Source organism: Halobacteriovorax sp. DA5 (assembly GCF_002903145.1).
Classification (GTDB): domain Bacteria; phylum Bdellovibrionota; class Bacteriovoracia; order Bacteriovoracales; family Bacteriovoracaceae; genus Halobacteriovorax_A.
The window spans coordinates 360,012-382,187 of sequence record NZ_PPDJ01000003.1 but is presented as its reverse complement, the minus strand read 5'-3'; the positions used below and the strand labels follow the sequence as shown (position 1 = coordinate 382,187).

Annotated in this window: 26 protein-coding genes; 12 read left to right on the top strand and 14 right to left on the bottom strand. The window is 36.6% G+C overall.

All coding sequences use genetic code 11. The features are described 5' to 3' along the window. Position 1: 1 nt before the first annotated feature. Together C0Z22_RS08510 and C0Z22_RS08505 are read right to left on the bottom strand one after the other, a co-directional pair. Positions 2–526, bottom strand: a complete 525-nt coding sequence (locus C0Z22_RS08510) for a PepSY domain-containing protein (RefSeq protein ID WP_103217935.1) — start codon at positions 524–526, stop codon at positions 2–4. Between the two features lie 3 nt (positions 527–529). Next, positions 530–982 (bottom strand): PPC domain-containing DNA-binding protein, encoded by a 453-nt coding sequence (locus tag C0Z22_RS08505; protein ID WP_103217934.1) that lies wholly within the window; start codon positions 980–982, stop codon positions 530–532. Between the two features lie 122 nt (positions 983–1,104). Between C0Z22_RS08505 and C0Z22_RS08500 the strand changes: the two genes are divergently transcribed. The 3 genes from C0Z22_RS08500 (at position 1,105) to C0Z22_RS08490 (ending at position 3,634) form a co-directional block, all read left to right on the top strand. Then, a complete protein-coding gene (locus tag C0Z22_RS08500) occupies positions 1,105–1,833 on the top strand; it encodes a hypothetical protein (RefSeq protein WP_103217933.1) in 729 nt (242 codons plus the stop codon). Beyond that, the gene (locus C0Z22_RS08495; protein ID WP_103217932.1) at positions 1,808–2,701 is read left to right on the top strand and encodes a patatin-like phospholipase family protein; all 894 of its coding nucleotides are present in this window, start codon (positions 1,808–1,810) and stop codon (positions 2,699–2,701) included. Before C0Z22_RS08500 ends, C0Z22_RS08495 begins: the two co-directional genes overlap by 26 nt. A 63-nt stretch (positions 2,702–2,764) precedes the next feature. Then, the gene (locus tag C0Z22_RS08490) at positions 2,765–3,634 is read left to right on the top strand and encodes a mechanosensitive ion channel family protein (RefSeq protein ID WP_158246862.1); all 870 of its coding nucleotides are present in this window, start codon (positions 2,765–2,767) and stop codon (positions 3,632–3,634) included. Here the strand turns inward: C0Z22_RS08490 and C0Z22_RS08485 are convergent. From C0Z22_RS08485 to C0Z22_RS08475, 3 genes are all read right to left on the bottom strand, one after another. After that, positions 3,631–4,665 carry a murein L,D-transpeptidase catalytic domain-containing protein gene (locus C0Z22_RS08485; RefSeq protein ID WP_103217930.1) on the bottom strand — a complete coding sequence of 345 codons (1,035 nt, stop codon included), beginning with the start codon at positions 4,663–4,665 and terminating at the stop codon, positions 3,631–3,633. The genes C0Z22_RS08490 and C0Z22_RS08485 overlap by 4 nt on opposite strands. Before the next feature lie 88 nt (positions 4,666–4,753). After that, entirely contained in the window at positions 4,754–6,169 is a 1,416-nt protein-coding gene (locus tag C0Z22_RS08480) for an MATE family efflux transporter (protein WP_103217929.1), read from the bottom strand. A 31-nt stretch (positions 6,170–6,200) separates the two neighbouring features. Further along, positions 6,201–7,715: a potassium/proton antiporter gene (locus C0Z22_RS08475; protein ID WP_103217928.1), complete on the bottom strand. Its 1,515-nt coding sequence runs from the start codon at positions 7,713–7,715 to the stop codon at positions 6,201–6,203. A gap of 177 nt (positions 7,716–7,892) precedes the next feature. Here C0Z22_RS08475 and C0Z22_RS08470 point away from each other — a divergent pair, with 177 nt between their 5' ends. Together C0Z22_RS08470 and C0Z22_RS08465 are read left to right on the top strand one after the other, a co-directional pair. Beyond that, on the top strand, positions 7,893–8,381 hold the full coding sequence (locus C0Z22_RS08470; protein ID WP_103217927.1) for a hypothetical protein: 489 nt from the start codon (positions 7,893–7,895) through the stop codon (positions 8,379–8,381). Continuing rightward, positions 8,369–9,022, top strand: coding sequence for an O-methyltransferase (locus tag C0Z22_RS08465; RefSeq protein WP_103217926.1), 654 nt, complete (start codon positions 8,369–8,371; stop codon positions 9,020–9,022). The genes C0Z22_RS08470 and C0Z22_RS08465 overlap by 13 nt, the downstream gene beginning before the upstream one ends. Here C0Z22_RS08465 and C0Z22_RS08460 read toward each other — a convergent pair. Together C0Z22_RS08460 and C0Z22_RS08455 are read right to left on the bottom strand one after the other, a co-directional pair. Next, positions 8,976–9,977: an HAD family phosphatase gene (locus tag C0Z22_RS08460; RefSeq protein WP_103217925.1), complete on the bottom strand. Its 1,002-nt coding sequence runs from the start codon at positions 9,975–9,977 to the stop codon at positions 8,976–8,978. The two genes, C0Z22_RS08465 and C0Z22_RS08460, sit on opposite strands and share 47 nt — an antisense overlap. Positions 9,978–9,980: 3 nt before the next feature. After that, entirely contained in the window at positions 9,981–10,454 is a 474-nt protein-coding gene (locus C0Z22_RS08455) for a chemotaxis protein CheX (protein WP_103217924.1), read from the bottom strand. Between the two features lie 310 nt (positions 10,455–10,764). Here C0Z22_RS08455 and C0Z22_RS08450 point away from each other — a divergent pair, with 310 nt between their 5' ends. Continuing rightward, a complete protein-coding gene (locus tag C0Z22_RS08450) occupies positions 10,765–11,463 on the top strand; it encodes a YdiY family protein (protein ID WP_103217923.1) in 699 nt (232 codons plus the stop codon). A gap of 8 nt (positions 11,464–11,471) precedes the next feature. Further along, positions 11,472–12,296 (top strand): mechanosensitive ion channel family protein, encoded by an 825-nt coding sequence (locus C0Z22_RS08445; protein WP_103217922.1) that lies wholly within the window; start codon positions 11,472–11,474, stop codon positions 12,294–12,296. Between the two features lie 35 nt (positions 12,297–12,331). On the opposite strand, the gene C0Z22_RS08440 is transcribed toward C0Z22_RS08445, so the two are convergent. Further along, positions 12,332–13,672, bottom strand: coding sequence for a hypothetical protein (locus C0Z22_RS08440; RefSeq protein ID WP_103217921.1), 1,341 nt, complete (start codon positions 13,670–13,672; stop codon positions 12,332–12,334). Positions 13,673–13,839: 167 nt separating this feature from the next. Between C0Z22_RS08440 and C0Z22_RS08435 the strand changes: the two genes are divergently transcribed. Beyond that, positions 13,840–14,529: an RluA family pseudouridine synthase gene (locus tag C0Z22_RS08435; RefSeq protein ID WP_158246861.1), complete on the top strand. Its 690-nt coding sequence runs from the start codon at positions 13,840–13,842 to the stop codon at positions 14,527–14,529. Here the strand turns inward: C0Z22_RS08435 and C0Z22_RS08430 are convergent. From C0Z22_RS08430 to C0Z22_RS08410, 5 genes are all read right to left on the bottom strand, one after another. Next, on the bottom strand, positions 14,479–15,231 hold the full coding sequence (locus C0Z22_RS08430) for a DNA-binding domain-containing protein (RefSeq protein ID WP_103217919.1): 753 nt from the start codon (positions 15,229–15,231) through the stop codon (positions 14,479–14,481). The two genes, C0Z22_RS08435 and C0Z22_RS08430, sit on opposite strands and share 51 nt — an antisense overlap. Continuing rightward, positions 15,228–16,046 carry a DUF692 domain-containing protein gene (locus C0Z22_RS08425; RefSeq protein ID WP_103217918.1) on the bottom strand — a complete coding sequence of 273 codons (819 nt, stop codon included), beginning with the start codon at positions 16,044–16,046 and terminating at the stop codon, positions 15,228–15,230. The genes C0Z22_RS08430 and C0Z22_RS08425 overlap by 4 nt, the downstream gene beginning before the upstream one ends. Positions 16,047–16,049: 3 nt before the next feature. After that, entirely contained in the window at positions 16,050–16,343 is a 294-nt protein-coding gene (locus C0Z22_RS08420; RefSeq protein ID WP_103217917.1) for a hypothetical protein, read from the bottom strand. 85 nt (positions 16,344–16,428) lie between these two features. After that, complete coding sequence (locus C0Z22_RS08415; RefSeq protein WP_103217916.1) at positions 16,429–17,046, bottom strand: NrsF family protein; 618 nt, start codon at positions 17,044–17,046, stop codon at positions 16,429–16,431. Further along, a complete protein-coding gene (locus tag C0Z22_RS08410; protein ID WP_103217915.1) occupies positions 17,036–17,584 on the bottom strand; it encodes an RNA polymerase sigma factor in 549 nt (182 codons plus the stop codon). The genes C0Z22_RS08415 and C0Z22_RS08410 overlap by 11 nt, the downstream gene beginning before the upstream one ends. A 54-nt stretch (positions 17,585–17,638) precedes the next feature. Between C0Z22_RS08410 and C0Z22_RS08405 the strand changes: the two genes are divergently transcribed. Genes C0Z22_RS08405 through C0Z22_RS08390 form a run of 4 tightly spaced genes read left to right on the top strand, consistent with a single transcriptional unit; the run spans position 17,639 to position 19,808 of the window. Continuing rightward, positions 17,639–17,905 carry a hypothetical protein gene (locus C0Z22_RS08405; RefSeq protein ID WP_103217914.1) on the top strand — a complete coding sequence of 89 codons (267 nt, stop codon included), beginning with the start codon at positions 17,639–17,641 and terminating at the stop codon, positions 17,903–17,905. 12 nt (positions 17,906–17,917) lie between these two features. After that, complete coding sequence (locus tag C0Z22_RS08400; protein ID WP_103217913.1) at positions 17,918–18,235, top strand: DUF2288 family protein; 318 nt, start codon at positions 17,918–17,920, stop codon at positions 18,233–18,235. Next, on the top strand, positions 18,235–18,672 hold the full coding sequence (locus C0Z22_RS08395; protein ID WP_103217912.1) for a DUF1499 domain-containing protein: 438 nt from the start codon (positions 18,235–18,237) through the stop codon (positions 18,670–18,672). Before C0Z22_RS08400 ends, C0Z22_RS08395 begins: the two co-directional genes overlap by 1 nt. Positions 18,673–18,722: 50 nt before the next feature. Then, entirely contained in the window at positions 18,723–19,808 is a 1,086-nt protein-coding gene (locus C0Z22_RS08390; RefSeq protein WP_103217911.1) for a hypothetical protein, read from the top strand. Here the strand turns inward: C0Z22_RS08390 and C0Z22_RS08385 are convergent. Beyond that, entirely contained in the window at positions 19,776–22,097 is a 2,322-nt protein-coding gene (locus C0Z22_RS08385) for a hypothetical protein (RefSeq protein ID WP_146037846.1), read from the bottom strand. The two genes, C0Z22_RS08390 and C0Z22_RS08385, sit on opposite strands and share 33 nt — an antisense overlap. Between the last annotated feature and the right edge of the window lie 79 nt (positions 22,098–22,176).

Genomic DNA, 22,176 nt, shown 5'->3' with positions numbered 1-22,176 from the left:
TCTACATAAAAAGGTAAACACTTAGTCCAATAAGAAATAAAATCCCTACGATCTTTCTTTCCTTTTTCATTGTATAAGCTAAGTACAATCCACTCAAAATAATTAGCAGTAAAAAAATCCCAATAATCTTTTCAATATAACGAAGAAATTGTGGGCCATGACCTTTGTGTAGTTCAATCAATCTTTTTAGAAGATTTGGCTTAACATGAGAGATATGTGTTCCATCTTCTTTTATTTGGAATTTATAGTAGTCACGAGTTGTTGGTCTAGTGATTGCACCATCTCCAACTTGTTTAACATAGGCAAAGTCATAGCTTTCATCGATTTCATTTAATTGAACTGAAATATTTTCTTTCGTAAGTTCAGATTTTGAAAGTTGTACAACTTTTATAGGTTCAACAACTTCACTTCCTTTAAAACCTAATAAGTAAGAAACACCTGTAAAGGCCATCATCAAAAGTAGCGGCGAAGCGAGGGCCGATAAGTATAGGTGAATCTTAATAAAAAATGGGCGATTAAATTTCATATTCTATCCTTTAATTCCACATCGAGAAAAAGCTTGTGGTAATGATAATAAGTTTAAGCCGATTTCTTCATCCATCTTTCTTTCAATTTTTTGCATGATTGGAAAGAAATAGATTTCTGTAGTAACCGCAACAGTGGCACGAAACAGATGTCCGCCTTTACAAGAAAAATCTTCATCACCTAAAACCGTATGAATATGAAAGAATGGTTTTCCATCCAAATGAGACAAGTTCCCATCAAGACTTAATAATTCATAATCACCACTAAATTCTTTTCGATCATATGTTTTAGTATCAAGATGGTAGAAGCCTAGCTCAACGTCTTTCAGAGCACCAATGCCTTTTAACATCCCCGCCCCCAGCTCTTCTGCAGCAGCGAATTCCTCTAGAGATGTGAAAAGATCTTCATCCTTATATAATTTAATTAAGTAACATTCTTCTTGCTTGATATATTGCATGGTAAGCTCCTGATTTTACAGACTAATTATAACAATTTCACCACCAAAGTCTCGACCCGTTGCTCCCTGAAAAACTTCTATGCTCACTTTACTCAAATTTGGCCAAGTGGTAGTACTAGAGCATGAAAGCGCTTCTTTTCATTCTTGTTTTCCTAAACTTGGCCCAAGACTCAATGGCCATGGAATGTTTTGAAGAGCATCTCGATGCGGCCATCTCTAGCAATCGCCAACGTCGTGAAATCTATTCAAAAATCTCAAATTCAGAAAGCAGGAAAATATCTAATAGCTTAATATTTGCAGAAAAGATCTCGCGTATCTATGCAAAGAGCTTAAATCTAAGTTTAGATAAATACAGAACTGCTGGTATTCCAATTCTTTGCCTTGATTTTATCGAAATGAGTAAGGCCCCAAAAATTGAAACAAAGCTACATGCTCCTCGTTTAAAATATAGTGATATTGAATCAGTCGATATTAAAGAGCTTCGCTCCGAGCTATCCAAACAACTAAAAAATGAAGATTACTTAGGAATGGTTGAATATATCGAGAATGAGATCTCTGATAAAAGCAAATATGGAAATTACAATTGTATGCTAAAGCATGTTCTTGAATCACTTGGGCGCAGCTCATTTCTGACTCCCTTCTATATCGAACATGCCAATAAACTAGGCCTTAAATCACCAAGAAAGCTTCTAAACAAATATTTAAGAAAAAATATTTTCGCCCTTAAATACTCCCACTCTCTCGATAAAAAAGCCGCTTTTCTTCAAGAGAGAGGTATTACAATTTTATGTGGAGATGTCCCTCATATTCCTATAAGATTAGAATATGAGATGGAACTTTCTAAATACTAAAATTGGTCTTGCTCTTGGTGGTGGTGCTGCAAAAGGTATCGCACATATAGGCGTCTTAAAAGCTTTTGAGGAACAAAGAATTCCTATTTCCTACTTATCAGGAACAAGTGTCGGTGCAATAATCGCTTCCTATTACGCATTTGGTAAGAACTACGATGACTTCTTAGCATTGGCCAATAAGCTCAATTATAAAGATACAATAAGCTTAACAATACCAAAGAAAGGATTTTTTAGTACGAAGTCCATACGAGAAATGATCATCAAAGATTTAGGAGATGTGAATATTGAAGATGCAAGGATTCCCTTAGCAATTTGTACAACAGACATCTCAACTGGAGAGCAAGTTGTTTTCTATAAGGGTAATCTTGCGGATGCGCTCTGTGCTTCTGTCTGTGTTCCCGGTGCATTTATTCCTCAAGTAATCGATGGTAGAACTCTTGTTGATGGAGGTATCACAGAGAACGTTCCGGTTTCCCCTCTAGAAGATATGGGCGCGGGTATTATCGTTGCGGTGGATTTGAATGGTGTACAAAAATATCAGGAGCCAGATGATACATTTGCGATCATAAGTAATGCTATGGATATTGCAATAGACCTTAGAACAAGGGAGCAAATTCAAGATGCTGACATCATCCTCTCTCTCGACTTAAGTAAATACAACAGACTCGATAATTCAAAGTGTATTAAAGAGTTAATCAATGAAGGCTACGGGCCAATGACTCAAAATCTTTCAAGCTTAACATGGTATCGCAGGGCAAGTTATATTGAATTTTTTAAGAAGCTTATAATCGAAACAATTCCATTTAAGGTTCCTAAAGTCATTTCAAATCTTTATAAAGAAAAGCTTGCAAAGATTTCAATCAAATAAGCTCCTTTTTTATTTCTTTTAAATACGATAAAATTTAGGGAAATAATTTAAATGGAGTTTACATTGTTTGATATAAATAGAGTTTTTACACTTATTTCTGGAAAGTTAACTTTTTGGTACGAAGCATTTATTAAGAATATTCCTAATTTGATCGTTGCTATCGTCGCTCTATTTGTTTTCTTCTATCTTGGAAAAACTCTTCGAAACTTAGTTAAGAAAGTTCTCCAAAAAGTTTCTTATAAAAAATCAGTTAACGAGATTCTTGGAACAACGACAAATGTCATCGTTATCGTCGTCGGAATATTTACAGCACTAGAAATTATCGGTCTTGAAAAAACCGTTACATCAATTCTTGCAGGGGCCGGGGTAATTGGTTTGGCCTTAGGTTTTGCCTTCCAAGAAATTGCTGCAAACTTCGTTTCAGGTGTTCTGATTGCTTTTCGTGAGCCTTATCAAATTGGAGATATTATCGAAATTGATAAGATCGTTGGTCAGGTTACAAATATTGAATTAAGAACGACGGGGATTACAACATATCAAGGTCTTGAAGTCTTTATTCCAAATAAAGATATGTTCACAAAACCTTTTATCAACTACACAAGTACCCCACAACGTCGAGTAGATATCTCCGTTGGTGTCTCTTATCATGATGATTTAGAGAAAGTAGAAAAAGTTACTAGAGAAGCACTAGAGGCAATCGAAGGAAGACTTGAAAATGTTCCAGTCGAAGTGTTCTTTGAAGAATTTGGGGCCAGTTCAATTAATCTTACGGCAAGAGTTTGGATTCACTACAAGACAGGAGTGGCCTTTTACAAAGCACGACACCAAGCTGTTATTAATATTAAAAAGTACTACGATCAAAATGGTATCTCAATTCCATTTCCAATTCGTACAATTGAGTTTTCCAATCCACTTGATGTTAATAAGGGCTAATCACGTCCTGTACACATTCTTTCCCAACCCTTAACATCGCCCAGGGCCTTGTTATAATCACTACGGCATCCTTCATTAGGAACATATGAATAATAGAGGGAGCCGTTACTGATTTTCTCCATGATCTCTCGCCCCTCACCTGGTACGAATGCAGGACAACCAAAGCTTCTTCCCATAATATTACCGCGGTTATAATAAGCCTCATGCATCACAACACCTTGCGATCGGGCCTTATCATTTACACCTTTTGAAAGACCATCTAATCGCATACCGTTATAATTTCTTCCAGATGCTTTGAAAGTTGGCCATCCTCTCTCACCTTTTACTCTTTCGTCGTGACTACTAGACATATAGAATTCACCTGTCTTAAAAAAGCCTGGTCTCGTCATCGCCCATTGGTCATGTTGAGGTTTCGCCCTTGCAGGAACACGACAGCGAACTAACCTTCCAACATGATTTGATGCCCTAGTCACTCTACCACTATCAGCAATTGTTGCATCAGCGTAAGTAACTCCTTTAACTTTTCCACTACCATGAGAAACCTTATAACTTTTCACATCACCAGTTTTCATATCAAGTAGAAAAAAGCGTTTCCTTTTAGAATTCTGAGAGTAGTCAGCAATAGTTATGTAATTTTTATTCTTAAACTTATTCTTATTCTCTTTATAATAAAGAAGTGACTGCTTAAGTGCCTCGATAGGAACACCTTGATCGATAAATCTTTGATAGAATTGGCAATCCTCTCCTCTTGCGGCAGCTTCTGCTAACTTAAGTCCTTCTTCAAGAACTCTCTTTGCCTCAGGAGCGTGATTATCTATAGCTGTATTTGGATTACAAGTGACGGCACTTTCAGGATTTGAAACAGGGTCCATTTCCATATCTTCAATTGCTTCATCGACGACATTATTAACTTGATTAGTGACTTCTTCGACATAGTTTGAGGTTGAAATTTTCTCGTAAGTATTAACAACAACGGCATCAGCATAAGCCTGTACGGCCAGCATACAAAGCATCAAGTAAACCTTTCTCACCGTCTCCCCCCTCTCAAAGAAATCTCTCAATACCTTATCGGAGGACTAGGTTACTTACTTAACAATTATTCTTTATAATCCAGTGAATTCAAGAAATTACACCATCTTCAACAATGGTTTCTTCTATTACCTTTCGCTCTTCTTCAGTAATTGGATCCGTTAGATTCTTAATCCATCGATTCTGTTTAATAATAAAAATCGCAATGGAAGCACCAAGAATATTACCTACAACAAATGACAAGTAGATTCCTGTTTGGCCAAGACTTGTATGCTTTGAAAGAACATAAGCAATTGGAAAACGAATGACCCATAAAGAAACGATGGCCACCATCATCGAGATCATCGGACTTCCTCCCCCTCTCATGGCACCAGAAGCAACCTGCTGAACACCTATTAGACCGAATGTGAGAGCGATGATACGAATAAACTTCGCCCCTTCATTTATAACTTCAATTTCATTCGGTACAAAAATCTGAAGTGTTTGTTCAGCAAATATGAAAAAGCCTATTCCAGCAATTGATAAAGCAATGAATATTACCCATAGCGCTTGACTCGTAACAACTTTCGTTCTTTCAATTTTTCCCGCACCTATATTTTGACCTACGAGAGTTGAGGTCGCCATCGCAAAACCAAGACTAGGAATAATCATTAAAGTTAAAACTCGAATTCCGATTCCGTAAGCAGCAAGAGCAATATCACCGAAAGTTGCAATTAGAAAAGTCATAACCATCATGGCCATGGCCCTTGAGGACTGTTCTGTCGAAGCAGGAAAGCCAAGATATATAATTCTTTTGGCCAAAGAAAGATCAAAAGAGATTTTTGTGAAATCAATTTTTATTCCCCCCTTACCTTTTGCTAGTAAATAAAGTCCAATAACTGCTGATAAACCTTGGGTACAAATAGTCGCATACGCTGCTCCATCTACACCATAAGCTTTAATAGGCCCATATCCCATGATTAGGATTGGATCAATGATGAAGTTTAATATGACAGAGAATAGAACAATATAAAATGGTGTCTTAACATCTCCAACTCCTCGATATAGAGATTGAAACATCATGTAGAGATAACTAAAAATCAAACCAATAAATGAGATTCTTAAATACGATATTGTTATATCTTGAATATCCACGGTCGGTGTCATCGCGCGAATGACATAAGGAATAACTGCGTAGGCAACACCTGCTAATAAAGCCGAAGTAATAAGAATAATAAATAAAGTATGAAGACATACTTTTGAAACCATCTTAGTATTTTTTTGACCAGTATACTGAGAAACAAGAATTGTACCAGAAACAGCAAAGCCTGCGCCCATTGAAATTAAAAGAAAGATAACAGGAAAAGAAAGAGAGAGTGCTGCGATAGCGTTTGTTCCTAAACGCCCAACCCAAAATGTATCAGTAAGTTGATAGGCCGTTTGTAGAAAATTGGCCATTACAATTGGTATCGATAATTTAAACAAAGACTTGATGACAGATCCTTGTGTAAGATCACGAGCTTCCACAAATATCCTTTAGTTAGTGACCTAACTAATTTTAGGCCGCATGTAACTCTTGTGTATCATCATCCTCTTCATCTAAATCTTCAATCTTTTTTTTTACGAAACACTCTTGAGCCGCTTCTAGATCCTCTTTTAGTTTAGTCACTAAAAGAATTTTATCCCCTTTTTCAAAAACTGTTGCACCATCTGGAATAATAAATGCACCATGTCTTTTAATAAAGAGAACGATTGCCCCTGTCGGAAGTCGTAGATCGACAACCCTGTGCTCAACCGCATAATCTGTTTGTCTAATTTCTAGTTGAACAATACCATGCTTTGTTTGTTCCAGTAGTTCCAGATCCACAGGAAAGTTTGTTTCATCTTCTTGCTCAACAATAAGACCTAATTTCTTTGCTACAAACTTTAAAGATGAACCTTGCATTAGAGCTGAAACAATTACAACGAAGAATACAATATCAAATAAGACGTGTGCTTTTTCTCCGATATGTGTAGCTGCAAAACTTGCAAAAACAATTGGTGTTGCACCTTTGAGCCCTGCCCAAGAGACAAAGAGCTTTTCATTTAAGTTAAAACGACTCTTAACTAAACATAGGAAAACAGTTATTGGCCTTGCTGCAAATGTCAGGAAGCAAGCAATGAAAAGTCCAGCTGGAGCGATTGAAAGCAGACGACTTGGAAATACAAGTAGCCCTAGCATAATAAAGAGTCCAATCTGAGAAAGCCAAGTAACTCCATCAAAGAATAGTGATAGTAGGTTCTTGTGTAGAATCTTTCTATTACCAATCATCATTCCAAATACATAAACAGCTAAGAATCCATTTCCACCTAACTTCGTTGTCAAAGAGTAGCCAAGAAATAACATGGCCATTGTTAGAGGTGGATACAGTCCGTTAAAATCTAGTTTAACCACATTATTGATTAAGATGAATGAGCGAGCAGTTACCCAACCACCAATTAGACCAATAATTGGATTTGAAATAAACATGATTGCTGTTGTTTTAACGTCCCCCATTCCTTGTTCAATAAATCCAATGATGACTGAAACAAGAAAGTAGGCCATTGGGTCGTTACTTCCCGATTCAAAACGGAGAATATTTTTAACATCACCAACTTGTGCAGTTGGATCTTTAAAAGCAGCAAAGACCGCTGCCGCATCTGTTGCCGATAAAATGGCACCAATGAGTAGTGATTCAAGTAAACCTAAGTCCGTTACAAGATGTGTGAAACCACCCACAAGAAATGTTGTGAGCATGACACCAATTGAAGAAAGAACAACACCTCTCCCAAAGTCCCTCTTAACTTTACTAAATGGAGTTTCAAAACCTCCATTAAAAATAATCAAGCATAAGGCCACTAAACTTAGAGAGTGAGTTAACTCATAATTGCTAAAATTGATTCCACCAATTCCGTCAGAACCGGCCATCATTCCTATGAAGAGAAATAGTACTAGAACAGGCAAACCAAAACGGCTTGAAGACTTACTAAGCACAATACTTAAAAGAAGTAAGATTGAAGATGCCAATAGAAAATTATTTAAAAACTGCTCCATAGGACTGGGCTTATCGGAGAGATTTCTTAAAACTTTAGTAAAAACATCGGGTTATTTACTTTTTTTAAGATTGGCCCGTCAAATTTTCATACTAACTTTACTCTTTGCCAAGACAGGAGTATGAAAAGGAGAATTAATGTTTTACTCATCAAACAAAAGTGATAAAGGACCTCATAAATGAAGACACTCCTGCTTACAATTTTACTTATTTCAAATACTTACGCCTCAGACGAGATCATTCCAAGTGCCACGGATATGAAATTTGTCACTGAATTTACAACTTTTGCGTGCAAGAGCTTTCGCGATAAAGTCCCTGCGCCAAATGAGATAGCGGGACTTGATATTTCATTTACGAAACTAGGTATTTCCGATTCGACGAGAAGAATTATTCTTGATGTTGAGTCAAATGATGGTCAATGCTTTTATAGTGCAGACTTTTCAAGACAAAAAGGTTTTAAGAGATTAGATTTTGAAACATCATATATGACAACTACACCAGAGTGCATGGTGCTAAAAGAACAACTCGATCGTTATATTTCTCCTGGATTTAAATATATCATTAAATACAATGCATATATTTCTATGCTATTCTTATCGAAAGAATTAACTAGCGTTTGCGATGAAATAAGCGGAAATAAACTTATCGAGTTTCAGTGGAAAATTTAAAAGAGATTGAAAAATATTGTTTAAATAAATCAAATATCCCAAGTGATCTTTGCGTTGAGCTGGGTGATTATACAAAAGATAATCATCCACTTGGACGCATGATTTCGGGAGAACTGGTCGCTTCCCTTCTGGGCTTCTTTATTCGCTCAAATAATTACAAGAATATTTTAGAGATCGGTACTTTCACAGGCTATTCGGCCTTGGCCATGGCAGAGAATATTCCTGTTGATGGAAAAGTGATTACCATTGATAAGAATAAAAAAATCAATACTTTTGCAAAGTCTTACTGGGATCGTAGCGAAGTAGGTAAGAAAATCGAAGCTCGCTTCGGTGATGCTAACTTAGTTCTAAAAGAGTTAGCAGGACAAAGCTTTGATTTAATTTTCATTGATGCCGACAAAGGAAGTTATAAGAACTACTTAGAACTCTCTTTAGAACTACTCAGTGAAAATGGTATGATTGTTGTGGACAACGTTCTTTGGAATGGCAAGGTCGCTTCTGATATTGTTGACCCTGAGGATAAGACAACCAATGCGCTCATTGAATTTAATAACTATATTGAATCGAGAGATGATCTTTATAAGACCATGCTCCCTATTCGCGATGGCCTTTATCTGATTCAGAAAAATAAATCTGCTTAAAATCTTTTTTCATACTAATTAGATTTACAAAGTATTTATCACCTTCAGTTAGAACCTTATCAAGTTTACCAACGTGTGATTTTCTATCATAGGCAAACTCACGTGCACTATCATCGTGATGAATAATACCAACAAATGATTTATATTTTGAATTTAAAGTAGCATACTTCCCCATTGCAAAGTCCCCATCTGAATTCCCTAAAACAAATACAGGAACTTTTCCAATATGTTCTAGAATACCGACAGGCTTATTTTCTTTGTCATTTAAAAAAGCAAGCTTTGCCTCATTTTGAAATTCGACTTTTCCATTTTCAGAAAACTTCTTACCAAACTTTGTTCCAACAATTTGATATGAAGGAAGGTCGTATACAATATTATTTAGAACCCTAACAAAGTGTGTTCCCCCACCTGTTACGATAAAAACTTTAAAACCAAAATCTTCAAGCGTTCTCATTAGCTCAACACTTGGAGCGTAGATCAGCTCTGTGTATTTCTTATTTAACTTTGGGTGCTTCTTAGTCTCTAACCACTTTGCCATGTATTCCATATACTCGTCATTAGTAACACCAGCTTGCATATCAAGTAGGGCCTGATAAAGCTTGCCCTTATCTTCAACATTAGGAAACTGCTTAAGGACTTCATCAACTAAGGCATTTGGTCGATCATACTTTCCAACAATGATGTCTTTATAGAAGTCTAACAACGCAATAAATTGAACATACATCGGGTACTCGCCCCAAAGTGTTCCATCATTATCAAAAACAGCAATTCTTTCACTAACAGGAATAAAGTTTTTAGATTTTTCATCAGAAATATCTTTCAAATAAGTTTTAATCTTATTTGTTACCGCAGTATCATTCCAATATTTTAAATCAGCTTTAGGCGCTACATTTTTGTTACATGAAATAAATAGAAAAATAGATAGAAAGGAAATTAGAAATATTTTTTTTTGCATTAATTACTCTTCGATTGTTAGGCTCATATAAAATACTTGTTTATTCATACCAACAGGAAGCTCAAATGGAATCGTAACAGTTCTTGGTCCTGTTATTCGATCATTCTTAATACTCTCCCCTATGATTACTTCCGGTGTTGTTCTTTCAACAGTAAGTCCTGTTATTTTATTAATGTCAGCTTTGGCCTGACCTAAAACCATATTAACAAATTCAGCAGCTGAATCTGAAATATCCTCATTTAGCTCTGTCTGGTTTTCAGAAAACATTGTGTTATAAATAGTTAAAAAACTATCCTTATTAAAACATAGTGCTAACTCTCCGTTAATCTTTTCACTACTAATTCCAATAAGTCCTACAATATCAACAACATCCTTGAATTCATAATTTGGATGGACCTCTCCTGCCAGAAGAGGGATATTTAGTTGCTTTTTAAACACTTCAAGTAAAGCGTTTAAAAAAGGTTCGATTAACTCCATTACAGCTCCAATTTCGCAATTAATTAATTTTAATTGAGAAAAACACTTCCTACAAACATTTACTCCATTTTGCCGATAATCCCACTATTATTAATCTAGTTTTTTTATCAGTCTTTAAGCTTCTGTAATTGTTGGCCAAATAATTACTAGTTTCAAATAAGCATTATCTCAAACCAATGATTATTGGCATTATTTTGCTAAAGGTTGAATTGTACAAAAGAGTTAATCGTAGTTAAGATAAATAGACAGAATTTAGGATAATTATTATTAACAATGAACATAGAATAGTTTTTTTAAAAAGGATTTTGTTATGAAGAAATTACTATTTTTGGCCCTTATCGTAGGCCAATTTACTCATGCACAATTTAAATCAGAAGATGAAGTAACATTTATTGCTTCTGGTGGAAATACTAACAAAAAGACATATGACTTTGCATCACGTAACTCTTATAAATGGGATACCAATACCCTGACTTTTAATGGGACATACTCTTATGGTGAGTCCGACGAAATTGTTGATGATGAAAAATGGAGTGCCCTACTAAGACTTGATCACGTACTTTCAAAAAATGTAGATATCTATCTTGGCGACTTATTTGAGTCGGATCGCTTTAAAGGTTTTTGGGCCAGAAATAACATGGAAATAGGTTTTAAGTATAAGTTCTACGATCAAGATGATTATAAAATGTTTGCTGAACTTGGTTATCGTTATACAAGAGAAAATTTTGTTCAAAATGAGCCAGATAGCCACGAACAAAAACTGCGTGCGTATTATGAAATTAGTAAGGAACTTCGAAAAGGTGTGAATGCTCGTTACTGGCTAGAATATATTCCGAGTCTAAAGAATAGTGAAAATTACATTATTAATATGGAGCCATCTATTCGTATGTTAATTAATAGTACTTTTTCTTTAAAAGCTGGTGTTATTTGGGAATACGAAAACGAGCCAGTTGAAGGAAGAGATCAACACGATTACAAAACAACAATTAGTCTTTTGGCGAATTTTTAGGAGAATAAATGAAAGAATTATTAAATGAAGCCAATATTGAAAAATTAATGAATCATGCTGCTGAGTATGGAATTCAATTTATCAAAGTAATTGTCGTCCTAATTATCGGACTTAAAGTTATCAATTTCATCGATAGATTAGTTGATAAAGCGCTACAAAAGAAAGAAGTTGAATTATCTCTAAGAGGTTTTATCACTTCAATCGTAAGTATTGCTCTAAAAATTGGACTATTCATCACTATCATTGGAATGGTGGGAGTTAAGACAACGAGTTTCATTACAATGCTTGGTGCTGCAGGTCTTGCTTTTGGTATGTCTCTACAAGGAGCTCTTGGTAACCTTGCTGGTGGTGTACTTATTCTATTCTTTAAGCCATTTAGAGTTGGAAATGTAATCGAAGCTCAAGGGTTTATTGGTAAGGTAAAAGAGATTGGACTATTTTGCACAATCTTAAATACTGCAGATAATAAAACTGTCATTCTACCAAACGGATCACTTTCATCTGGAAGTATTGTAAACTACTCAGCTGAAGGAATTAGACGCGTTGATATGACTTTTGGAATTGGGTACGGAGACGATATCAAGAAGGCCAAGGAAGTTCTAATGAGACTTACAAAAGAGCATCCAATGGTACTTGATGAACCTGAAGCTGTCGTTGCAGTTGCTGCTCTTGCAGATAGTTCAGTTAACTTTGCTGTTAGGCCATGGGTAAAGTCTGCGGACTACTGGCAAGTTATGTTTGATATGCATGAGAATGTAAAACTAGAGTTTGATAAAGAAGGGATTACGATTCCATTTCCTCAAAGAGATGTTCATATCTATCAAGAAAAATAATCACCATAATAAATACAAAAGGTTCTTTGCTTTGCTTAGAACCTTTTTTCTATACCAATTCCTAAGTAGTGCTGAATATCTAAATTACGATTAAGAAAAGACTTTCCATAATTCTCGTATTGGCGAGTATACTGATCATCTTCAATTCCCATACCCGCTTTAATATAGATAACAGACTTTTTCGTTGTATAGACATTTGTTTTAGCTTCAACACCATAGTAATGATTTAATTCACCTTCTTGTGTATATTGGCCGTCATAGTAGAAACGAGTTTCTACCGCTGGAAATTTACCGTTACTATCTTGTGGCTTGAAGTTAACTTTAAACTCGCCACCTAAGCCGACATAATTTTCGTTTCCACTAATATGAGAAAGTTGTCCACCAGTATAGATTTGAGAGGTTGTTGAAATCGTCCCCTCTTCATTTTTATAATCATAGATCTTTCCAACCTTAAAATGTGCTTTTGGTGATACCACTTGATCCATATGACCGTAGTTCTTATACTGAACCGTTCCCGCGGACTTAGACATTTTATGCCACGCTCTTTGCGTATTCATCGCAAGCCCATTGTCGTCAAGGATTGTTAAACCTGCTCCAAGTTGGACAAAGCTCTTTTTATCATCACCTATTAATCGATAAACACTAAGGTCAATATCGTCTCTATTTAATCCTTCTTGATTCCATGTACCGTCGTCGTTTTGATAGCAGAACCTCTCGTATAAACGTCCATGGATTTCAACGACTCCACAAGATTTTTCAACAAGTTTAGTATAGGCCCTCGAGTTATAGCTAAATAGGACCTCACCATTTTCAAATTTTAACTTAGCAGAAATTTTTGCACCAAAAGTCAGACCTCGATCATCCCCTTCAATACCATCACGCTCATTGAAGTTAGTTATCCCAAGGGCCATTAATCCTCCATGTAATGGATTATCATTTGAAGTATTTAATTCAAACTCGGCACCCTCAAGTTCTCCAAGGCCAAAGAAGCCTTCTTTCTTAACATCAAGCTTTTCTATTTCAATCTCTGCCGTATAAGCAACTTGGTCATCTCCGATATTAATTCTCGAATCCCCACAGCCATAATCATCTGCCTCATTAATTTTTGAAGCAACGGCCAGACTCTCCTGTAAAATTTCTTCAGGAGCGGGAGCTGAAAGATGGTACGTTTTCTTTACCATTTTTAATCTTCTTTCGACTTCCCCGTGATCCTCGATAGGAATACGATGAAATTTTTCGAGAATTAAATCGTTGTAGCGAAATCTTGAATATTCTGAAACTGATTTTTCATCTCTAAAGATAAATTGATCTTTACTGCGGTCATACGAAATCGTTGTCGCTCCATTGCGATAGAGAACACCCGATTCAGATGCCATGGAAGGCAGCGAAAGGCCCACACATATAAATAAAATAAAAAATAGTTTCTCTCTTAATATTCTCACATCTCAAATATCGGTAACTTATAAGCAGTACCTTAGTAAAAGAGTAAGACTTCCTAAAATTTCATATACTTACCTCGATCAAATCTGATATATATTTACTCGTGAAGAATAAAATCCAAGTCCTATTTGAAGATGATCACTATATAGCGGCCACAAAGCCAAGTGATCTTTTAGTCCACCCTTTTAAGGCCAGAAGCTCTGATCGAAGAAGTCTTCTAAGATCGCTAAAGAAACAAACAGATATTTATCTCTTTCCTATTCACAGGCTTGATAAACCAGTTTCAGGTGTAGTTCTCTTTGCAAAATCAAAGGAAGCAACAAAGCTTATGAAGGAGCAATGGAATAGTGACAATGTTTCAAAGCACTATGTTGCAATGGTTAAGGGCGTAGCGGAAGAAGAAGGCGTGTACGACTTTCCAATTAAAACAGACAAGGGTATTCAAGATGCGAAGACAGCATTTAAAAGACTCGCTACAAATGAAGAGTACAGTCTTGTTGAGATTGAAATCTTCACAGGTCGCCAGCATCAAATAAGAAAGCACTTTTCTCGTCGTATGCACAACCTAGTTGGTGATGCGAAATATGGCCATTCGTCGATTAACAATCAATTTAGGAAAGATTATAAGTTCTACCGAATCTTTCTTCATTCTTATAAATTATGTTTTAAGCATCCAATCACTCAAGAAGATATCGTCATCGAGTCCCCAGTAACAGAAGACTGTCTTAAAATAGCCAACGATTTATTTGCCTTTGATCTCGGCAATATAACCAAGAAGATTGAAGAAAACTGACCACAAAGTTGGATCACTTAATTTATCCTCCTCAATTTCTTCGACAGCTTCAAAGATTGTTTGATGATTCTTTAAGTTTGTAATGAGTTCAAAGATCCCCTCTGAGATCACTTGAATCTGCATTTTCTCATCTCTCTTATAGAGAATTGTTAATTCATTATTTTGAATATCATGATAACTCTTGTCACTATCACCTTTTCTCATTTGCCAAAGCTCAGATAACTGAACTTCACTAGAAAAAAGAGAGAAAGTATCTTTTAAATTTAAAGGAATTTCAAAAATTCCTTCTCCAAATTCTTGAGGAATAAACGATTTTGAATTGTCTCTTTGATGAAATAAATTCCAAAATCTTTTTTCAAACTCTGCGAGTTCTCTAATAAAAGAAACTTCTTTTACACGTGAAGAAATAAACTCGGGAAAGTCATCTCCATAATAAAGTAGATTTGTAAATTCAGATAGCCTAGACTCAACATAGGCCAGTGAAATATCAAGGAAGTCATCATCGCCTATGACAAACCAACATGTTTCAAAATTATCACCAATAACTTCTTGTAAGCGTGCACGATAGTCATTTTGATAAACTTCCATCACTTGTTCATTTGATAATTCACCAATAGGAATCATTTCATTCATAATATCGTGAGATATATCTTTCGAAAGAACCCCCTTCAGGAACTTATTTTGAAAATCATGATGATTCATAATAAGGCCCCTTCAAAAATCTCTTTTGCTTTTAAGACTTCTCTTTCTAAAACTGGGAATTCAGGAATGTCTTCATCCCATTCTAGAAGAATTGGAACATCAAATTTATGGCAATACTTTTTAAACAATTGCCACACCTCGGCGTGAACGGGATGAGAATGAGTATCAAAAAGATGTGTACCTAAGTCAGAGTAACCAGCAAGATGTATTTGAGAAACATTCTTGGTCTCAATTGTTTCAAAAAATTCAGCTGCATCAAATTTTTGGTTTACTGCATTTACGTAGACATTATTAAAGTCTAAAAGAATTTTACAGCCGCTTTTATTGGCCAATTCATTTAAGAACTGGGCTTCACTCATTGTCGATTTATTTAAAGTAAAATAGGCCGATAGATTTTCAAAGGCCATCTCTCTTGCGTAAAAGTCTTGAACTCTCATTACCTTATCAGCAATGAATTCAAGATTTTCCTTAGTATACGCAAAAGGCAAAAGATTGTGTAAATTTGAATGGGCATGCCCTGTCCAACACATATGATCACTCGTCACGAAAGGATCGAAGTTATCATATAGCTCTTTTGCCTTTTTCATATAATCGAAATTTAATTCTTCACTAGAGGCAATTGATAAAGAGACTCCGTGAAACGCTATTGGATAATCGGCCCTAATCTTCTCAAGCATTTTATATGGTCGCCCGTAAGTTCCCATATAATTTTCGAGAAGAGCCTCAAACCACTCGACACCTTCTTGTGACTTCGAGTGTTCACTTTCCAAATATGGAAAATGTGTATGTCTTAATCCAACACCGTACTTTTGCATTTCTTACCTTGCAGCTACTTTTCCGCCTTTAGCTTCACAATCTTCTTTTGTAAGCTTGACTAAGCCTTTACCTTTACAAGAGTTTTGTCCACCACACTTAAGCTCTGCTTGACAGCCATTCTTTCCATTACAAGCATCAACTTTACCGTGGCAAGCCCCTTGACCTTTACAAGAGTTTACTCCGTAACACATAACTTCATTAGCAGCCGTTTCTGGCATCTTAGTTTCTGTTCCCGTACATGAAATCATTAGACCAGCAACAGCGGCACCCATTAATAGTGACTTTTTAGAATTCATAATATTCTCCTTTATTTTTTTTAAGAAGCTAAATTCCTTCTTACTCAATTATTCGAATATAAAATTAAAATTGTTACATTCTACTTTATTTTTTTGTAAATTTAAAAATTATCATACCTAAAGTTGTAATAACCAAGATTGGTAGATAATGAGAAATAACTAGATGCTTTGTCGAAAATGAACAACCAAAGTAAAGAATTACTAATGGGATCATCCCACTTGTTAATAAGCTTGTCGCTACAGTTGCATTATTAAAAGCGATAAAGCCTTTCTTAAGCATATAGTAATTGTGAGCAAATCCAATAATCATAAGAACACTCAATTCTTGATAACAATTTGCTCGATGCTCATGGGCCGAATCAAGGCCAATAGGAAATAAAAGATTAAAGATAATAAGAGCGAATAAAATAATAAATGGTACGAAAATAAGCTTTGCTTTCTTCTCACTTAATAGACCAGGTACAGTATTAGCAAAACCAAAGTAAGAACCAATGGCAAGTGCAATTAGGGCAACAATTACTTGGATAATAAAATGTGCATTTTGCATATACTTAAAGTCAATTGGTGAACTAATCGAAATTGCAATTAAACTAATCGCGACTTGTGGAATAAGCCAAAAGAATGTCCTAAGACTTGGCGATGCCAATCTCTTTACTGGCCTCAAGTCACTTACTAATGAATTTATTAACTTTTCATTTTCCATTATTAATCCTAACCGCTTTTTTTAGCTTTGCCATAGCACGAGAAATTCTCGTTCGTGTCGCAGCCTCGCTAATTCCGAGCTCTTGTGAGATTTCCTTCGTTTTTAACCCTTCAAGTTTTGCCATGAGAAGCGGTTTACTCAATTCGTCAGTTAGATACTTTTCAATCAACAGCTCTAGCTGCTGCTCGAGCGCAACTCTTTCTATTGTATTATTCGATGCATTAGCCTCTTTTGTGACGGCCTCATCAAATATTTCTTCTCTTTCTTCTAATTTCGTGTATTTACGAATGTAATCGATTATTCGACGTTCAATAATACAATTAATCCAAGGCATTATCGGTCGATCTGGCGAGTATGTCGGTAGTGAATGATGAATACTTATTAAGATTTCCTGACATATATCGTCGCGATGTGACTCGTTAAAAACCTTAAAAGAAACAATGCGTTTTATTGTTTGCGATACGGTTTCCAAAAAGACGTGATAAGCCTGTGCATCACCGCTTTGGGCAAGAATAACAAGTTTCTTTAAATCATTCACAGAGCAATTTTAACATAGTATATTTATAACGAAACTAAATCATGAGGTGTATTTTTGAAAATTTATCATATTGTTTGGTCGATGATTGCCGTTCTTGCTTTCCTCTTTATCCTAACTCCATACTACCGTAAGAAAGAAGAAAAAAAGAATAAACTAGAAAGAGAATATTACTCTCTTCTTAAGAACGAAATCGACAAAGAAGATCCTTCTAAAGAATTAATTGAAGCAGCAAAAAAAGTTCACACTTCTAACTACATCGACACTGATGAAAAGTTAATTGCTCAAATTAATAATGATAAGAAAATGATGAAAGCAATTTAATAGGAAATTAATATGAACGATGAAAATAACAATGAGAACCTATTAGACAGATTAGCTAATGATATTGATGATGCAAAGTGGGACTTACTAAAGCCTCACCATGAAAGAGAAGCATTATTCATGATAACTGATGAACTTGAGCTTGCGGCCGTAGGATTTACAATGGCGCGTGACGAAGTTGAATATATTAAGAAATGGCTTGCTGATGAACAGATGTTTCGTCCAACAGATGAACAAATCACAATGTGGGAAGAAGAGAACACTGAATTCCAATACCTAATAGTTCAGCCGTATGTTTTAGTGAAAATTAAAAGAGAAGGACTAATTTAATGAAAAGACTCGCTAGACTATCAGTGATTATTGCTATTCTTTTAACAACAGCATCATGCTCAAAGGAATTTCTAATTCAAGAGTCTTCGAGTCTAGATAATTTTACTTGTCCATCCATCGACAACTGTCTTTCTTCTAAAGAGAAGAAAGCATCTTCAAGTTATATCATGCCTTTTAAAATGCTAGGGGCAACTCCTGAAGAGAATATTGAAAAGATAGCAAGTGTCATCAGAAAGATTGGTGGCTATCAAATCGAAAGAAATGAGGTCTATTTAAAGGCCACAAATGAAGAAGTTCAACTTGAGTTCATCTTCAACGAAGCAGCAAAGCAGATTGAAGTACGCTCTCAAGTTTTGAAACAAAGTTTCTTCTCATATAATCAAGGAAGAAAGGATATTGAGGCGGTTCGCTTTAACTTCTTTCAAGGCAATTTCTAGCCATTTATACCTAGTTAAAGACATAGTTAAGATATGTTAAAATTTCTTCAGTGAAGAGATTTATCCTACCCATATTCCTACTATTATCATCAACTACTTTTGCCGCTGTTGACACTGGCGATGGTAGTGATCTTTCGTGCAACTGGACAGGATTAATCCCAAGTGGGACTTATAATTGTACTGACTTAACGACAACTGGTGCTCTTACAATCACTGGAAATAATCCACTAATCATTAAAGTTCAAGGTGACGTTACAATTGCTCACACAATCTCAGTAGCAGAAGGTCTTGCTGGAGGCTATGGTGCAGGATTAAGTCCAGTAGCATTTCCAGGATCAGAAGGATCGAGTGCAACGGATGCAGCCTGTGGTGGATCAAGCTTTTCAGATATTGGCGGTAGTGGTGGTGCCGGTGGCTCCCATGCAACCCTTGGTGGAAATGGTGGCTCAGGTGTTTCTTCAGGACCAGTTGATGGATCGGACACTCTAAGTGCCCCTGGTTCCACATCTGTAACATATGACTCAGCTTTAAATCTTGAAGCACAAATGCTTGGTGGTGCCGGTGGCGGAAATGGCGGAGGTGGCTGCGAGCAAGGTGGTGCGACTGAAACTGGTGCAACTCCAGGAGGAAGCGGAGGTGGAGTCATTCATATCGCCGCAGGTGGAGATATGTATATCAACGCTCCTATTCTGGCCAATGGTGGAGCTGGACAGCCGGGCACAACTTCTGCCAACGGAGACTCTGGTGGCTCAGGTGGCGGTGCCGGTGGAGTTATCTTCTTACAAGCAGTTGGTAATATCGAACTCAATGCTGCTCTCGATGCCTCAGGAGGTACAGGTGGAGCCGCAGGTGGAGTTTTAGGAAGGGCCGGTGGAAATGGCGGAGACGGGATCATTCGTCTTGATGAAGTTGATGGAGTCATTACAGGAGTTGGTGGTTCTTACTCACCTAACCCAACGATAGTAACCCTTGGAGCAAACGGTTTTGAAACTCTTCAATCTGGAATTGATCCTGGCTGCGCAGTGAGAGAAGATATGACACCGAATAATGAAAGTATACTCGGTGCCATCGTTCTTATGATTTTATTATTTGGAATTAATTTCTTAAATATTAAAAAGAGCAAGGAAGTTTGCTAATACAGGTGACTCATCATCACCGATAGAATCTGTATTTCCATTACCAAGTTGTCCCTTACTACCATTACCAATACATTTCACAAGACCTTCATCAGTTGTTAAGAAACAATGATGATTAAGTCCACCTGAAACTTGTGAAACGCTCTTTCCAAGTTCAATTGCTGGAAGGTTTGCAAGATCACCTGTAATCTTGGCCGTTCCAACTTGACCTAACTTACCAGAAGTTCCGTTACCCCAACACTTTGCATCTCCAGCTTTAGAGAGAGCACATGTTGCAGTGTTTGAAGCAACAACTGAGGCAACTTCAAAACCTAAGTCTAGAGCAGTATGATTATCTAAAGTTTCATTATCACCCATTGCTTCACTTGTTCCATCCCCTAGCTGACCTTGAGAATTATTCCCAAAACAATATACTGTCGAATCAGAAAGAAGTGCACAAGTATGGATACCACCAGTTGTAACTGCAATTACTCCTTTCGGCGTTGGAGTGGCCAAGCTTGGAGAATTCACATTGTTAGTATTTCCTAGGCCAAGCTGTCCGTGAGTCCCACGTCCCCAACACTTAAGAGTACCACCAGATAAAATTGCACAGGCATGGAAACTCATCGAAGAAATATCCATTTGAATGGCCTTTGCCCCTAAAGCAACAAGATTACCCTGAGCTGGAGTTTCATCATCTCCAATTATTTCAGTATCACCAGTACCAAGCTGACCATAATAGTTTTGTCCCCAACAACGAACATCACCTGTCGTTAGAAGAGCACAGTTATGATAAGTACCACCATAAAGCTTTCTTACAATTCCGCCAATTTCAGTATAACCGTATTCTGATAATTGTTCGTCATCACCTAAAGTATCAGTTGATGCCATCCCTAATTGTCCATAAGTATTGTCACCAAAACACTTAACTTTATTAGATTCAGTTAGAATACACGTGTGAAGATTTCCTGCAATGACTTGTAGTGCAAGCTCTCCGTTTAAATCAATGGCCGGAATCGAATCAATTCCCTCATCATCACCACGATTAACAGTATCACCTTGTCCTAACTGACCTTTAGAGTTATCTCCCCAACACTTTACTTCACCATTTGCAATAAGAGCACAAGAGTGTGAACCACCTGCTACAATTTGAATAACCTGTTTTGTAACTGAAGGCTTTTCACAGTATTGAACAGCTGCAATTGAAAATGGACCTCGCTCCTCATTGAGTGAAACAATATTCAGTTCAGTATCGTATGAATACTGTACTTCTTTTCCATCAACAAAAGTTCGAATCGTATTCGTATCAATATTCGTTACTTCTAGGTTAAATGAATTAACTGGATCAATACGTGACATTGCTAGTGTACCTAGTTTAGATAACCCATCTCCGTATTCACCAGTTGCCATGTCGACAGTGAATCCACCACCAAATTCAACAAACTCTTTATAACCATATCCAATTTCGTTTTCTCCACCAAATGGAATAGTACTTAGATTGTTATAAATAACACCACCTGTAACAAGTGGACGATCTGTATAACGGGCCTTTAATTTATCTAGAACACTCTTAGGAGTTACGATTTGTGTTTCACCATCAAAACATTCAGTAAGACGTGAACGATCCTCACCACCTTGAGGGTCAGGAACAGGTGTTACACCTTCCGGATAAATCGCACAAATATCTTGCTCATCAGCGACAAATACAACCACAAGAGCTGCATCTTCTCTAAAGAAGCCTTGTCCTTGAATAGAGCTATAGTAATCGTCTTCTAGTGCACGATTAAGAGATGCAAGTCCGGCCTCCCCACCATCAGTTCGATAGTCTCCAGCTGGGTTCTCCATTTTTGTTCTTAAGTGTGTTTTAATCTCTTCAATTGTTAATGAACGATTTGAAAGAATTGTCGGCTCCGTCGACTTTGTATAAAGCTTACCAAAGTGTGTCGATCCAGACCCATGCCCCAGCATAACTGCGATATTTACATCAGCGGCCGATGGAAGAACATCTAAGAAGGCATTAAATCCTTCTGCAATTTGCGCTCTTTCAGAAATAATTGAAGCAGAAGTATCTGGGATAACCAGAATATCTATATTTCTCGTAATATCTTCTTCTTTAGGTGCATACACATCTTGGTAACAAGCTACATCAAGATTTGGAAGCGTTGGTAGATCTGCTCCCGGTACATTTACTAAATCCTCAACTTCATCTTGTGGAACACAAGATGAAGCAACCAACATAACCCCAACGAGAAAAGCAAATAGCTTTACCGAATATAAATGTGAATGTGGCCTTTTACTTTCTCTTTTCAAAATGCCCTCACAAGTTCAAGTTTAAACCTGCTCTAATTATAAAACGCCCATCGGCATGCCCCGAAAATGGCCTTACTTT